This window comes from Streptomyces sp. NBC_00726 (genome assembly GCF_045161735.1).
GTDB lineage: Bacteria > Actinomycetota > Actinomycetes > Streptomycetales > Streptomycetaceae > Streptomyces.
This window is the reverse complement of record NZ_CP108983.1, coordinates 2,984,391-2,998,694: the sequence shown is the minus strand read 5'-3', so window position 1 is coordinate 2,998,694 and position 14,304 is coordinate 2,984,391. Positions and strand designations below refer to the sequence as shown.

The 14,304-nt window shown below is 71.4% G+C and carries 12 protein-coding genes; 5 read left to right on the top strand and 7 right to left on the bottom strand.

What is annotated here, in order from left to right; translation table 11 throughout:
- The first annotated feature begins 35 nt into the window (after window positions 1-35).
- Entirely contained in the window at window positions 36-965 is a 930-nt protein-coding gene (locus OG338_RS13315; RefSeq protein WP_405937545.1) for an NUDIX hydrolase, read from the top strand.
- A complete protein-coding gene (locus tag OG338_RS13310; protein WP_405937544.1) occupies window positions 962-1,792 on the top strand; it encodes an MBL fold metallo-hydrolase in 831 nt (276 codons plus the stop codon). Before OG338_RS13315 ends, OG338_RS13310 begins: the two co-directional genes overlap by 4 nt.
- Before the next feature lie 65 nt (window positions 1,793-1,857).
- Here OG338_RS13310 and OG338_RS13305 read toward each other — a convergent pair whose 3' ends face one another.
- Window positions 1,858-2,532 carry a Crp/Fnr family transcriptional regulator gene (locus OG338_RS13305; RefSeq protein ID WP_014046869.1) on the bottom strand — a complete coding sequence of 225 codons (675 nt, stop codon included), beginning with the start codon at window positions 2,530-2,532 and terminating at the stop codon, window positions 1,858-1,860.
- A gap of 253 nt (window positions 2,533-2,785) precedes the next feature.
- Between OG338_RS13305 and nth the strand changes: the two genes are divergently transcribed.
- From nth to OG338_RS13290, 3 genes are all read left to right on the top strand, one after another.
- On the top strand, window positions 2,786-3,715 hold the full coding sequence (gene nth, locus OG338_RS13300) for an endonuclease III (RefSeq protein ID WP_405937543.1): 930 nt from the start codon (window positions 2,786-2,788) through the stop codon (window positions 3,713-3,715).
- 62 nt (window positions 3,716-3,777) lie between these two features.
- Window positions 3,778-4,491, top strand: coding sequence for an NUDIX hydrolase (locus OG338_RS13295; protein ID WP_405937542.1), 714 nt, complete (start codon window positions 3,778-3,780; stop codon window positions 4,489-4,491).
- Window positions 4,492-4,579: 88 nt separating this feature from the next.
- Window positions 4,580-5,785, top strand: coding sequence for a MarP family serine protease (locus tag OG338_RS13290; RefSeq protein ID WP_405937541.1), 1,206 nt, complete (start codon window positions 4,580-4,582; stop codon window positions 5,783-5,785).
- 27 nt (window positions 5,786-5,812) lie between these two features.
- Here OG338_RS13290 and OG338_RS13285 read toward each other — a convergent pair whose 3' ends face one another.
- The 6 genes from OG338_RS13285 to OG338_RS13260 form a co-directional block, all read right to left on the bottom strand.
- Window positions 5,813-6,016 carry a hypothetical protein gene (locus OG338_RS13285; RefSeq protein WP_073864044.1) on the bottom strand — a complete coding sequence of 68 codons (204 nt, stop codon included), beginning with the start codon at window positions 6,014-6,016 and terminating at the stop codon, window positions 5,813-5,815.
- Window positions 6,017-6,122: 106 nt separating this feature from the next.
- Entirely contained in the window at window positions 6,123-7,067 is a 945-nt protein-coding gene (locus tag OG338_RS13280) for an alpha/beta fold hydrolase (protein WP_405937540.1), read from the bottom strand.
- Window positions 7,064-7,594 carry a phage holin family protein gene (locus tag OG338_RS13275; protein ID WP_405937539.1) on the bottom strand — a complete coding sequence of 177 codons (531 nt, stop codon included), beginning with the start codon at window positions 7,592-7,594 and terminating at the stop codon, window positions 7,064-7,066. The genes OG338_RS13280 and OG338_RS13275 overlap by 4 nt, the downstream gene beginning before the upstream one ends.
- A 39-nt stretch (window positions 7,595-7,633) precedes the next feature.
- On the bottom strand, window positions 7,634-9,040 hold the full coding sequence (gene nhaA, locus OG338_RS13270; RefSeq protein ID WP_405937538.1) for a Na+/H+ antiporter NhaA: 1,407 nt from the start codon (window positions 9,038-9,040) through the stop codon (window positions 7,634-7,636).
- 223 nt (window positions 9,041-9,263) lie between these two features.
- Window positions 9,264-11,261: an acetate--CoA ligase gene (gene acs / locus OG338_RS13265; protein ID WP_405937537.1), complete on the bottom strand. Its 1,998-nt coding sequence runs from the start codon at window positions 11,259-11,261 to the stop codon at window positions 9,264-9,266.
- 184 nt (window positions 11,262-11,445) lie between these two features.
- Window positions 11,446-14,151 (bottom strand): SulP family inorganic anion transporter, encoded by a 2,706-nt coding sequence (locus tag OG338_RS13260; RefSeq protein ID WP_405937536.1) that lies wholly within the window; start codon window positions 14,149-14,151, stop codon window positions 11,446-11,448.
- Between the last annotated feature and the right edge of the window lie 153 nt (window positions 14,152-14,304).

Below are 14,304 nucleotides of genomic sequence, written 5' to 3'. Positions count from 1 at the left end.
TCGAACATCGACGCGGTTCCGGATAGCCTCCGGCCATGTCCAATGGTCAGTGGTACCCCCCGGAATGGCCCGGCCGGATCAGGGCCCTCGCCGCAGGCGAGCTGACGGCCGCCGAGCCCCGGCGGGCCGCCACCGTGATGCTGCTCCGGGACGACGCCACCGGCGCCGGGGGCGCACCCGCCGTCCACATGCTGCGCCGGCGCACCTCGATGGCCTTCGCCGGAGGGGCGTACGCCTATCCGGGTGGCGGCGTCGACCCGCGCGACGACGACCGGCTCGTCCGCTGGGCCGGGCCCGCGCTGGATATCTGGGCGGACCGGCTGGGCGTCGGCACGCAGACCCAGGCGCAGGCGATCGTCTGCGCCGCGGTCCGCGAGACGTACGAGGAGGCCGGGGTCCTGCTGGCCGGTCCGACGCCGGAGACCGTCGTCACCGACACCACCGGCGACGACTGGGAGGCCGATCGCGCGGCGCTGGTCGCGCGGGAGCTGTCGTTCGCCGCGTTCCTGGAGCGGCGCGGGCTGGTGCTGCGCTCGGACCTGCTCGGCGCGTGGGCGCGCTGGATCACGCCGGAGTTCGAGCCGCGCCGCTACGACACCTGGTTCTTCGTCGCCGCGCTCCCCGCGGGCCAGCGCACCCGGAACGCCTCGACGGAGGCCGACCGCACGGTGTGGATCACCCCGGGCGACGCGGCCGACGGATACGACAGGGGCGAGCTGCTGATGATGCCGCCGACCGTGGCGACGCTGCGGACCCTGCGGCCGTACGCCACCGCCGCGCGGGCGCTGGAGGCGGCGACGGACCAGGACCTCACCCCCGTACTCGCGCAGGCGCGTCTGGACGGTGACGAGCTGGTGCTGAGCTGGCCGGGGCACGAGGAATTCACCAAGCACGTTTCCACCGCCGGCGCGGACGAAACGCACGGCGGGGAGAAAAAGGGCGACGCGGAAGGCGGTGCGGCATGAGTGACGCGGCTGCGCTGCCCGGACAGCCGCGCGGCGGTGTGCTGTCCGGTCCCGCCACGGCCCGTACGGTCAACGTCCTGGCGCCCAACCCCTCGGCGATGACGCTGGACGGGACCAACACCTGGATCGTCGCCGAGCCCGATTCGGACCTGGCGGTGGTCATCGACCCGGGCCCGCTGGACGACGCCCATCTGCGGGCCGTCATCGACACCGCCGAGCGGGCGGGCCGCCGGATCGCGCTGACGCTCCTCACCCACGGCCACCCCGACCACGCGGAGGGCGCGGCGCGGTTCGCGGAGCTGACCCGGACCAAGGTGCGCGCGCTCGACCCGGAGCTGCGGCTCGGCGACGAGGGCCTGGCCACGGGTGACGTGATCACGACCGGCGGCCTGGAGATGTACGTGGTGCCGACGCCGGGCCACACGGCGGACTCGCTGTCGTTCCATCTGCCGGCCGATCAGGCGGTGCTGACCGGGGACACGATCCTCGGCCGCGGGACGACGCTGGTGGCGCACCCGGACGGGCGGCTCGGGGACTACCTCGACTCGCTGCGGCGGCTGCGCTCGCTGACGGTGGACGACGGGGTCCATACGGTGCTGCCCGGCCACGGGCCGGTGCTGGACGACGCGCAGGGGGCGGTCGAGTTCTATCTCGCCCATCGCGCGCACCGGCTGGCCCAGGTGGAGACCGCGGTGGAATCGGGTTACCTGACCTCGTCCGAGGTGGTGGCCCATGTCTACGCGGACGTGGACCGCTCGCTGTGGCCGGCGGCGGAGCTGTCGGTGCGGGCGCAGCTGGACTACCTGACCGAGCACGGGCTGATCTGAGGGCACCACGGGTGAGGGGCCCGGCCGGCTGTCGGCGGGGCCCCTCACTCATGGCGTACGACGGGTCAGCGCGACCGCTTGGCCAGCCGCTCCACGTCCAGCAGGATCACCGCGCGGGCCTCCAGGCGCAGCCAGCCGCGGCCGGCGAAGTCGGCGAGGGCCTTGTTGACCGTCTCGCGGGAAGCGCCGACCAGCTGGGCCAGCTCCTCCTGCGTCAGGTCGTGCACCACGTGGATGCCTTCCTCGGACTGGACGCCGAAGCGGCGCGACAGGTCCAGGAGGGCGCGGGCGACGCGGCCGGGCACATCGGAGAAGACCAGGTCGGACATCTGGTCGTTGGTCTTGCGCAGGCGCCGGGCGACGGCGCGCAGGAGGGCGGTGGCCACCTCGGGGCGCGCGTTGAGCCAGGGCTGGAGGTCGCCGTGGCCGAGGCCGAGGAGCTTGACCTCGGTCAGCGCGGTGGCGGTGGCGGTGCGCGGGCCCGGGTCGAAGAGCGAGAGCTCACCGATCAGCTCGCCGGGGCCGAGGACCGCCAGCATGTTCTCGCGACCGTCGGGGGAGGTGCGGTGGAGCTTCACCTTGCCCTCGGTGACCACGTAGAGGCGGTCGCCCGGGTCACCCTCGTGGAACAGCGCGTCACCGCGCGCGAGGGTCACCTCACTCATCGAGGCGCGGAGCTCCGCGGCCTGCTCGTCATCGAGCGCCGCGAAAAGCGGGGCGCGCCGCAGAACGTCGTCCACGAGTTCTCTCCTTGTCGGCCTGTTCAGGGAACCGTGGTCCCCATCATGCCGGACGGTAAAACAGTGCGATCAATCACAAACCAGTTTGACGCACGCGCGTGCCGAGGGGTACGGCAGGGGGCCGATTGGGGGCGGATCGCCCGTGACCGGGGCGGATGTCAGTGCCGGGCTCTAGGCTGACCGAGTGTCCGGATTTCCGGTGAGAGCGCAGGCCAAGGGGGCTGACGGGGTGTCGGAGGGGCGTGATTCCGCTGTGGGCGAACAGGGTGCGGGCAAAGGGAAGAACCTGAAGAAAACGGCGGAAAGCGGCTCCGGGGCGGCGAAGAGCCGGTCCGCAGGGCCCGGCTCGGCCAGGCGGGCGAAGCCGGCGGAGGGCGGGGCGCCCGGCGCCGCCGCGCCGAAGAAGAAGCCGGGGCGACCCGAATCGCATCTGGCCATGGTCCGCCGCGCCCGCCGGATCAACCGCGAGCTCGCCGAGGTCTACCCGTACGCCCATCCGGAGCTGGACTTCCGGAATCCGTTCGAACTGCTCGTCGCCACGGTCCTCTCCGCCCAGACCACCGACCTGAGGGTCAACCAGACGACGCCCGCCCTCTTCGCCGCCTACCCCACACCCGAGGACCTGGCCGCCGCCGTTCCGGAGAAGCTGGAGGAGCTCATCCGGCCCACCGGCTTCTTCCGGGCCAAGGCGAAGTCGCTGCTCGGCCTGTCCGCCGCGCTCCGCGACGACTTCGGCGGCGAGGTGCCGGGGCGGCTCGCGGATCTGGTGAAGCTGCCGGGGGTCGGCCGCAAGACGGCCAACGTCGTGCTGGGCAACGCCTTCGGAGTGCCCGGGATCACCGTGGACACCCATTTCGGGCGGTTGGTCCGGCGCTGGAAGTGGACCGAGCAGGAGGACCCGGAGAAGGTCGAGGCGGAGGTCGCGGGCATCTTCCCCAAGAGCGAGTGGACCATGCTCTCGCACCGCGTCATTTTTCACGGCCGCCGCGTCTGCCACGCCCGTAAGCCCGCCTGCGGCGCCTGCCCGATCGCCCCGCTGTGCCCGTCGTACGGTGAGGGCGAGACGGACCCGGAGAAGGCCCGCAAGCTCCTGAAGTACGAGATGGGCGGCAAGCCGGGCCAGCGGCTGAGCCCGCCGCCGGACTACCCGGGCAGCCCGGCACCTCCCCCGGGCGCCGGCTGACGCGTACCGCCGCTGCGGAACGAATCGCGGGACGACGGGCGTTGTGAGACGGAGGGGTGCCTATGAAGACGCATGAGACCGGCACGGAGCGCGGTGGGGCGGACGGCCCCGCGGTCATGGTTTCGGAGGAAGGGCTGCCCGACTGGCTCGACCCCGTCGCCCGTGCCGCGCGCACGGTGCGGCCGCAGCAGCTCAGCCGCTTCCTGCCACCGGAGAACGGGGCGGGGCGCCAGTCGGCCGTGCTCGTCCTGTTCGGCGAGGGGACGCGCGGCCCCGAGCTGCTTCTGATGGAGCGCGCCGGAAGCCTGCGCTCCCATCCCGGCCAGCCGTCGTTCCCCGGCGGCTCGCTCGACCCGGAGGACGGCGACCAGGCGACGACCGGGCCGCTCAGGGCCGCCCTGCGCGAGGCCGAGGAGGAGACCGGCCTCGATCCGCGCGGAGTGCAGATCTTCGGCGTGCTGCCCCGTCTCTACATCCCCGTGAGCAGCTTCGTGGTGACGCCGGTCCTCGGCTGGTGGCGGACGCCCAGCCCGGTCGATGTGGTCGACCCGGGCGAGACCGCGCGGGTCTTCACGGTGCCCGTGGCGGATCTCACGGACCCTGACAACCGGGCGACGGCCGTCCACCCCAGCGGTCACCGGGGCCCGGCATTCCTGGTCGAATCGGCACTCGTCTGGGGGTTCACGGCCGGCGTGATCGACCGGATCCTGCACTTCGCGGGCTGGGAACGCCCGTGGGACAGAGCCAGGCAGGTGCCGCTCGACTGGCGCGCATGACAGGCTGACTTCCGTGCTCCGCCGGTCCGGGACCGCCCGGACCACGGAGACGTACGGGCCCGGTGACGAATCTGCGAGGCTATAGACGGTGAACGTGCTGGACATCCTGCTGCTGGCCGGAGCCGTGTGGTTCGCGGTCATCGGCTATCGCCAGGGGTTCGTCGTCGGCATTCTGTCGGTGATCGGGTTCCTGGGCGGCGGTCTCGTCGCCGTCTACCTCCTGCCGGTCCTGTGGGATCAGATGACGGACGGTTCGGAGGTCTCCTCCACCGCGGCCGTCGTCGCGGTCGTCATCGTGATCGTGTGCGCGTCGATCGGCCAGGCGTTCACCACGCATCTGGGAAACAAACTCCGCCGGCACATCACGTGGTCGCCCGCGCGCGCCCTGGACGCGACCGGCGGCGCCCTGGTCAACGTGGTGGCGATGCTGCTCGTCGCCTGGCTGATCGGCTCCGCCCTGGCGGGCACCTCGCTGCCGACGCTGGGCAAGGAGGTCCGCAGCTCCTCGGTCCTGCTGGGCGTCTCCCGGGTGATGCCGCCCCAGGCATCCACCTGGTTCACGGACTTCTCCTCGGTCCTCGCGCAGAACGGCTTCCCGCAGGTCTTCAGCCCGTTCGCCAACGAACCCATCACCGAGGTCAGGGCCCCCGACCCGGCGCTGGTCGGCAGCCCGGTCGCCGCGCGCGCCAAGCAGTCCATCGTGAAGGTCGTGGGTACGGCCCCGAGCTGCGGCAAGGTCCTCGAAGGCACCGGGTTCGTGTTCTCCGACCGCCGGGTGATGACCAACGCGCACGTCGTCGGCGGCGTGGACGAGCCGACCGTGCAGATCGGCGGCCAGGGACGTCTGTACGACGCGAAGGTCGTCCTCTACGACTGGCAGCGCGACATCGCCGTGCTCGACGTCCCGGACCTCGATGTGAAGCCCTTGCAGTTCACCGGTCCGGACAGCGACGCGGAGACGGGCGACAGCGCCATCGTCGCGGGCTTCCCCGAGAACGGCTCGTACGACGTACGCTCCGCGCGCGTCCGGGCCCGCATCGACGCCAACGGCCCCGACATCTACCACCGGGGCACGGTCCGCCGCGATGTGTACTCGCTGTACACCACGGTCCGCCAGGGCAACTCCGGCGGCCCGCTGCTGACCCCCGAGGGCAAGGTGTACGGAGTCGTGTTCGCGAAGTCGCTCGACGACCCGGACACGGGCTACGCGCTGACGGCGGACGAGATCCGCGACGACATCACGCAGGGCCGTACCGCCAACCAGCAGGTCGACAGTCAGGGATGCGCGCTCTAGAGGTCCACGGTGGTGCCTGCGGGTACGTCAGTTACGGGGATGGCGGAGCCGCGCCGAGACCCAGCGGGCCCTGCGGCGGAGGATGCGTGAGATGCCGAGCCGAGGATCATGCATGACGTGCAAAGCGTGCACCCGGCCCTGAAGGCCGTCCCCCTCGTGAATGCCCGGGTCCGCCGTGGCGGTCGAGCGACGGTTGCGTGCTGCGTCACCGAAGTCGTGCGTCCAGCCCATACCCGGACGTCTGCCCGTGCCTCATGGTCCGTAACCGCCTATCCGTCAGCCAATTGGCTTATGCGCCGGGCACGTGGCCGTTCGTAGGACATGTGTGCCAAAACGGCTAGCGATCCGGTTCGGAATCCTTGAGCCAGTTGATGAGTTCGGCCGAGAACCCCGCCGGGTCCTCCTCGTGGGGGAAGTGGCCCAGACCGTCGAAAAGTCGCCAACGATAGGGCGCCTCGACATACTCGCCGGACCCGGCCGAGCTGCGCGTGCGGACCGCCGGATCGAGTGAACCGTGCAGGTGCAGCGTGGGCACCCGGACGGGCCGCTTCATGCGCCGGTTGAACTGGATGCCGTCCGGGCGCGCCAGCGAGCGCACCATCCAGCGGTACGGCTCGATCGAGCAGTGCGCCGTGGACGGGATCGTCATGGCCCGCCGGTAGACGCCCAGCGTCGTCTCGTCGGGGAACTCCGCCTTGCCCGGCCCCGCCCACTCGCTGATCAGCCGGCCCACCAAGGCGCCGTCGTCGGCGACGAGCTGACGCTCCGGCACCCAGGGCCGCTGGAAGCCCCAGATGTACGAGCCGGCCCGGGACTGCGCGAAGTCGGAGAGCATCGAGGAGCGCCACCGCCGTGGGTGGGGCATCGAGGAGACGACCAGCCGGCGCACCAGCTTCGGGCGCATCACGGCGGCCGTCCAGGCCAGGTATCCGCCCATGTCGTGGCCGACGAGGGCGGCGTCCGGCTCGCCGAGGGACCTGACCACGCCCGTGATGTCGAGCGCCAGGTTGGCGGGGTCGTAGCCCCGGGGCGTGCGGTCGCTGCCGCCGACGCCGCGCAGGTCCATCGCCACGGCCCGGAAGCCTGCCTCGGCGAGCGCGGGCAGCTGGTGGCGCCAGGTCCACCAGAACTGCGGGAAGCCGTGCAGGAGGAGGACCAGGGGCCCTTCACCCATTTCGGCGATGTGGAAGCGGGCGCCGTTCGCCGCGACGTCCCGGTGGGTCCAGGGGCCGTCGAGGCGGACGGGGCCGCCGGCCGGGGCGGACGGTGCGGGAACGGTCATGTGGACGAGCGTGCCACAGCCGACGCCTTGTCCTGGACCGGTGCGCTTTCGATGGCGTGGTCGGAGCGGGTGCTGCCGCCCACCGGGAGGATCGCGTCGGCGGCGGTCTCGGGGCGGGGGTGCGGCTTGACGCCCTGGAGGACGGCGGCGGTCTGCTTGGCGGAGGCGATGGACTTCTCCGGCGGCTTGACCTTCTTGATCTTCGCGTACCCGAAGAGCGCGAGCAGAATGCCCAGCAGGATGAACGCGCCGCCGACGATCAGGAACGACCAGGCGAGGCCCAGTCCCAGGTTGTGGATGCCGTACGCGGCCGCGAAGCTCAGCACCGGGATCGCGAACAGGATCAGCACGCCCGTGACGATGAACGCCACACTGCCGATGACGCCGCGCTTGACGTCCTGCCGCACCTCGGCCTTGGCCAGGGCGATTTCGTCGTGCACCAGAGCCGACAGTTCGGCCGTCGCCGACGCGATCAGCTGGCCGAGACTGCGGTCGGCGCCGCCCGCGTAATTGCCGGGGTCGCTCATCCCTGACTCCCTCTCCTGTTCAACACGTCCGATGTCAGATCATGCCGGACTGTCCGGCCTGTTGCTCGCTGCCCCCGCCAGTCGGGCAAGGCGGCGATGCTCGGCCGCCTTCTCCTCGTGGATCGCGGCCATCCTCAGGTGGTAGGCCGGATCGTCCTGTTCGTAGACGTCCGGCACTCCGGAACCGTCCTCGTCGAGCTCCTCGGCGTCGGACAGCGCCCTGTATCTGCGTACCCGGAGTTTGAGCAGTACACCGGAGAGTACGGCGGCGATGAGGGAGCCGAGCAGAACCGACGCCTTGATCCCGTTGATCATGTCGTCGTCACCGGCGAACGCGAGCTCCCCGATCAGCAGCGACACGGTGAAGCCGATGCCGGCGAGGGTGGCGATCGCGAACACGTCCGCCCAGGCCAGGTCCTTGTTCAGCTCGGCCCTGGTGAGCCGGGTGGTCAGCCACGTACCGCCGAAGACGCCGATGGTCTTGCCGGCGACGAGGCCCAGGACGACCCCGAGGGTCTCCGGCCGGTCGAACACAGCGCCCAGGGCGCCCCCGGACAGGGAGACCCCTGCGGAGAAGAGCGCGAAGACCGGCACGGCGAAGCCGGCCGACAGCGGGTGCACCAGGTGCTCGATGCGCTCACCGGGGGAGTGCTCCTCGCCCTCGCGGCGGGTGCAGCGCAGCATCAGGCCCATGGCGACCCCGGCGATGGTGGCGTGGACGCCGCTGTTGTACATCAGCCCCCAGACGACGAGGGCGAGCGGTACGTAGACGTACCAGCCGCGCACACCGAGGCGGAGCAGCAGATAGAAGAGGCCCAGGCCGAGGAAGGCGCCGCCGAGCGCGAGGAAGTCGATGTCCTCGGTGAAGAAGACGGCGATGATGAGGATCGCGAAGAGGTCGTCCACGACGGCGAGCGTCAGCAGGAAGGCCCGGAGCGCGGCGGGCAGCGAGGTGCCGATGACGGCGAGAACGGCGAGCGCGAAGGCGATGTCCGTGGCGGTGGGGACGGCCCAGCCGTCCTTCGAGCCGTCGCCGAAGACGTTCACCAGGGTGTAGACGAGTGCTGGGGCCGCCATTCCGCAGAGCGCGGCGGCCACGGGGAGCGCCGCGGCCTTCGGGTCGCGCAGTTCTCCCGCCACGAGTTCGCGTTTGAGTTCGACGCCCGCGACGAAGAAGAAGATCGCGAGCAGCCCGTCGGCGGCCCAGTGCTCGACGGAGAGGTGCAGACCGAGGGCTTCGGGCCCGATGTGGAAGTCGCTGACGGCCGAATAGCTCGCACCCGCGGTGTTCGCCCACACCAGCGCGGCCACGGCGGCGACCAGCAGGATGACGCCCCCGACGGTCTCCGTACGCAGGGCGTCGGCGACGTAATTGCGCTCGGGGAGCGGCAGCCGCCCCAGAAGGGTGCGGCGCGGGCCGGCGGGCGTAGGGGTGGGTGTGGCCACGGGGGGAGACCTCCGGGTCGGTACGGCGGCGATGGCATGGCTGATGCACTTGCCGACCAGACTTCCCGGCACCCCTGTGAAGATTTTCGTATGAAGTTGTCGATCAGCTGCCACTGTACCCGTGGGGTGTGGCGATAAGGATGCTTGGGAGCGGTGGTCTCACCGTAAGCGCCCGAAGGGCACCCGGCGCGCTGCCGGATGCCCTTCGGATCGTGCGCCGGTGTCAGTCCTCGGAGGAGGCGGACGGCAGCTGGCTCTGGATCAGGTCCATGACCGAGGAGTCGGTCAGGGTCGTGACATCGCCCAGGGCCCTGTTCTCCGCCACGTCACGCAGCAGGCGGCGCATGATCTTGCCGGAACGGGTCTTCGGCAGCTCGGCCACCGGCATGATGCGCTTCGGCTTGGCGATCGGGCCGAGGGTCGCCCCGACGTGGTTGCGCAGCTCCGCGACCAGCTCGTCGGAGGCGGTCGCGGTGCCCCGCAGGATGACGAAGGCGACGATGGCCTGGCCGGTCGTCTCGTCGGCGGCGCCGACCACGGCGGCCTCGGCGACCGACGAGTGCGAGACGAGCGCCGACTCGACCTCGGTGGTCGAGATGTTGTGCCCGGACACCAGCATGACGTCGTCCACCCGGCCGAGCAGCCAGATGTCGCCGTCCTCGTCCTTCTTGGCTCCGTCACCGGCGAAGTACTTGCCCTCGAAGCGCGACCAGTAGGTGTCGAGGAACCGCTGGTCGTCGCGCCAGATGGTGCGGAGCATCGACGGCCACGGCTCGGTGAGGACCAGGTAGCCGCCTCCGCCGTTCGGGACCTCGTTGGCCTCGTCGTCCACGACGGTCGCGGAGATGCCCGGCAGGGCGCGCTGGGCGCTTCCCGGCTTGGTCTCGGTGACGCCGGGCAGCGGCGAGATCATCATCGTGCCGGTCTCGGTCTGCCACCAGGTGTCCACGATCGGGCACTTGTCGGCACCGATGTGCTTGCGGTACCAGACCCACGCCTCGGGGTTGATCGGCTCGCCGACCGAACCGAGGACGCGCAGGGACGACAGGTCGAACTTGGCGGGGATGTCGTCCCCCCACTTCATGAACGTACGGATCGCGGTCGGCGCGGTGTAGAGGATCGTGACCCCGTACTTCTGGACGATCTCCCAGAAGCGCCCCTGGTGCGGGGTGTCGGGGGTGCCCTCGTACATCACCTGCGTGGCGCCGTTGGCCAGCGGTCCGTAGACGATGTAGGAGTGCCCGGTCACCCAGCCGATGTCGGCGGTGCACCAGTAGACATCGGTCTCCGGCTTGAGGTCGAAGACCGCGTGGTGCGTGTACGCCGCCTGGGTGAGGTAGCCGCCGGAGGTGTGCAGGATGCCCTTGGGCTTCCCGGTGGTGCCCGACGTGTACAGGATGAAGAGCGGCTGCTCCGCCTCGAACGCCTCGGGCGTGTGCTCGGCGGACTGGCGGCCCGTGATCTCGTGCCACCAGACGTCGCGGCCCTCGGTCCACGCGGTGTCCTGGCCCGTGCGGCGGACCACCAGGACGTGCTCCACGCTGTCGATACGGGAGACGGCGTCGTCGACCGCGGGCTTGAGCGCGGAGGGCTTGCCGCGGCGGTACCCGCCGTCGGCGGTGATGACGACCTTCGCGTCCGCGTCCTGGATGCGGGCGGCGATGGCGTCGGCGGAGAAGCCGCCGAAGACCACCGAGTGCGCGGCGCCGATGCGGGCGCAGGCCAGCATCGCGAAGGCGGCCTCGGGGATCATCGGGAGGTAGACGGCGACCCGGTCGCCCTTGCCGACACCGAGCTCGGTGAGGGCGTTGGCGGCGCGGGAGACCTCGTCCTTCAGCTCCGCGTAGGTGATGGCGCGGCTGTCGCCGGGCTCGCCCTCGAAGTGGATGGCGACCCGGTCGCCGTTGCCCGCCTCGACGTGACGGTCCACGCAGTTGTACGCGACGTTGAGCTCGCCGTCCGCGAACCACTTCGCGAAGGGCGGGTTGCTCCAGTCGAGCGTTTCGGTGGGCTCGGTGGCCCAGGTCAGGCGGCGGGCCTGCTCGGCCCAGAAGCCCAGCCGGTCCGCTTCGGCCTGCTCGTACGCCTCTGCGGTGACGTTGGCGTTGGCGGCCAGCTCGGCAGGCGGAGCGAACTTCCGCTCTTCCCGAAGCAGGTTGGCCAGGCTCTCGTTGCTCACGACTTCTCCCAGTCCCAGGGTGTCCGTTGTGTCCCGGGGCATAGCTCATCAGTCCCAAGGCCGGGTGACAAGTGTCTGCCGGGAATTGGTTTAGACCTGTGTCTCGTGTATAGAGGCATGATCCCGCGTCCCCGCCGTGGCGGCGCGGTGGAGCACACCGTCGGTGCGGGCGCCGCCGACACGGAAGCGGGATCACCAGGTCTTACGGATCCGAGCGGCCTGCGGTTCAGCCGCCGGTACGGGTCAGCTCGACGGGGTGCGTGGGCTCGGCAGGGTGTGTGGGCTCGATGGGGTGTGTGGGCTCGGCAGAGTGTGCCGGGGTGATCGGGTGCGTCGACGTGGTCGGGTGTGCCGGGGCGATCGGGTCGAACACCTCGGCCGTTCCGCTCTCCGTGCTCGCGTCCTCGTCCAGCAGATACGACTGGGCCTCGGCCACGTGGAAGTACATGCCGTGGAGCTGGAGGGTGCCTTCGCCGATGCGGCGCGCCACCGAGGGGTGGGCCCTCAGATGGTCGAGCTGCTGGACCACGTTGGTCAGGCAGAGCTGCTCCACCGCGTCGGCGGGCAGCCGCCCGGAGAGCCGGACCGGGGCGTCGCCGGCCGAGGACACCCGGGCCAGGCTGGGCAGCCCGTGCCGGAGCCAGCGCCACAGCGAGGTGTCCGGGGCTTCCGGGGCTTCCTGGGCGGCTCCCAGCAGCGCGTTCATCGCGCCGCAGCCCGAGTGCCCGCAGACGGTGATGGACTCGACGCCGAGCACGTCCACCGCGTACTCGATCGCGGCCCCCACCGAGTGGTCGCCCTCCTCGGCGTCGGGCGGTGGCACCAGGTTGCCGATGTTCCGCACGGTGAACAGGTCGCCCGGGCCGCTGGCCGTGATCATGCTCGTCACGAGGCGGGAGTCCGCGCAGGTGATGAAGAGCTGCGAGGGACGTTGGCCCTCCCTGGCGAGCCGCGCCAGCTCCCCCCGGACCAGGGGCGCCGTATCCCGCTGGAACGAGCTGAGACCTCTGACCAGCCGGTGATCGCGGATGGGGCGCGGGGGCCGGCGCCGGCCGGCGGCTGCGGGCTGCGGGGCGGAGCCGGTTTGAGCGGGGCGCCGTGTGTGTGCGGCGGTGGGTGCCTGGGGGGAGGGGGCGGTGGGGCCGGCGGTGGCTGCGGGGGTCGGCGAGTGGGCCGTGCCCGGGGCGCTCGCCGGGTGCTGCGGGGCCTCGGTCGCGGTGGCATCCGCGCGGTGGCCGGCCTCCGCGGGAGGGGCATGTTCGGGCTGGTCGTGGCAGTGGTGGTTGCGCCAGGGGGTCCATGGCCGGCAGCAGGAGTGCGCCGCTGCGGCGGGCTCGGCGATCCTGCCGCCCGACCTCCCGGCGAACGCCACCTGGCCGCCGTGGGCCGTATGGGCGTTGCTCCAGTCCTGGATCGTCTCGTATGCGGCGTGGTCCATGAACGAGCCGTCCAGCTCCAGGACCACATCCGCGTCCTGGGGGAGACGGCCCAGGACCCGGCTGAGGCGTGGGACGGCCAGGAAGGTCAACTGGCCCCGCACGACCACGAGATGCTGCCCGTTCTGTTCGGACACCGAGATCCGGGTCCGCCCCAGCCGGTGCAGGGCGACGGCCACCGCTACGACGATGCCGATGACCACGCCCTTGAGTACGCCGACGACCAGCACTCCGGCGATGGTCGCGCCGTACACCAGGAACTCCCGGTGCTTATGGACGTTGCGGATGTGCGCCAGGCTCACCATCTTGAGGCCGACCATCATCACCAGCGCCCCCAGGGCGGCGAGCGGGATGCGCTCCAGCAGGGTGACGAGCAGGCCGGACGCGACCAGGATCCATACGCCGTGCAGCACGGTGGACGCGCGGCCGGTCGCCCCGGCTCTCACATTCGCCGAACTGCGCACGGCTCCACCGGAGACCGCGAGTCCCCCGAGCAGGCCCGACACCGCGTTGGCGACGCCTTGTGCGCGTAGCTCCCGGTCGAGGTCGGAGCGTTTGCGCAGGGGCGGCGCGGGCCGCTTGGTGCCGCCTGGGCCGGCGGGGGCGGTGGCTGCCTCGGTGGCGGGTGTCCCGGCAGCGGCCGGGCGGTCCCCGTTCTCGCGTGCCTCATCGGCCTCGCGTGCCTCATGGCCCCGTACTTCACCGGACCGCGCAGCAGAGTCTGTCGAGTGGGCGCGGCTCCGGTCGGCGGCCAGCTTGTCCACGGCGACGGCGGCGAGCAGCGACTCCAGGCTGGCCACCAGCATCATCGTGAACACGGCTGTAGCCAGGCCCAGCACTGGTCCATGCGGCATTTCGGGCAGGGCGTGCGAACGCCAGGACGGCAGGTCGACCCGGGCGATCGACGGTGCCGCCCATGCGGCCACGGCCGTCGCCAGACCCACGGAGGCCAGGGCCGCCGGAACCCGGCGCAGGAATCTCCCGGCCCGTCCGGGCAGCAGGGGCCACAGGACGAGGACGGCCACGGTGAGCGCACCGATCAGCGGGGCGGCGGGACTGGCACGTGCCAGTTGGTCGGGCAGATGCAGCACGTTGGAGATCGCCGAGCTCTGCGGTGAACCGCCCAGCACGATGTGCAGCTGAGCGAGCGCGATGGCCACGCCGATGCCGGCGAGCGTGCCGTGGACGATGGCGGGGCTGACGGCGAGTGCGCTGCGAGCCGCCCGCAATGAGCCGAGCGCGAGCTGAAGCAGGCCCGCCCCGATCGTGATGGCGCAGGTGGTGCGCCAGCCGTAGATCTGGATCGTCTCGGCGGTGACCACGGTCAGTCCGGCGGACGGGCCGGAGACCTGTAGGGGGGTGCCGCCGAGGAGTCCGGCGACGATGCCGCCGACCGCGGCGGAGATGAGCCCCGCTTCCAGCGGGGCTCCCATGGCGACGGCCAGGCCGAGCGACATGGGGATGGCGAGCAGAAAGACAGTGACGGACGCGGACACATCGGCGCCCGGGATGCGGAACCGTCCGCCGCGCGGCGGCGGGGGCGGGCTGTGTGGTCGCTTGACTCCCGAGGACCGGGAGGGGCGCGAACTGCGGGCTGAGTGGTCGTGGCGAGTGGGCACGCAGGCAGACATATTTCCCGTCTCTTCCTG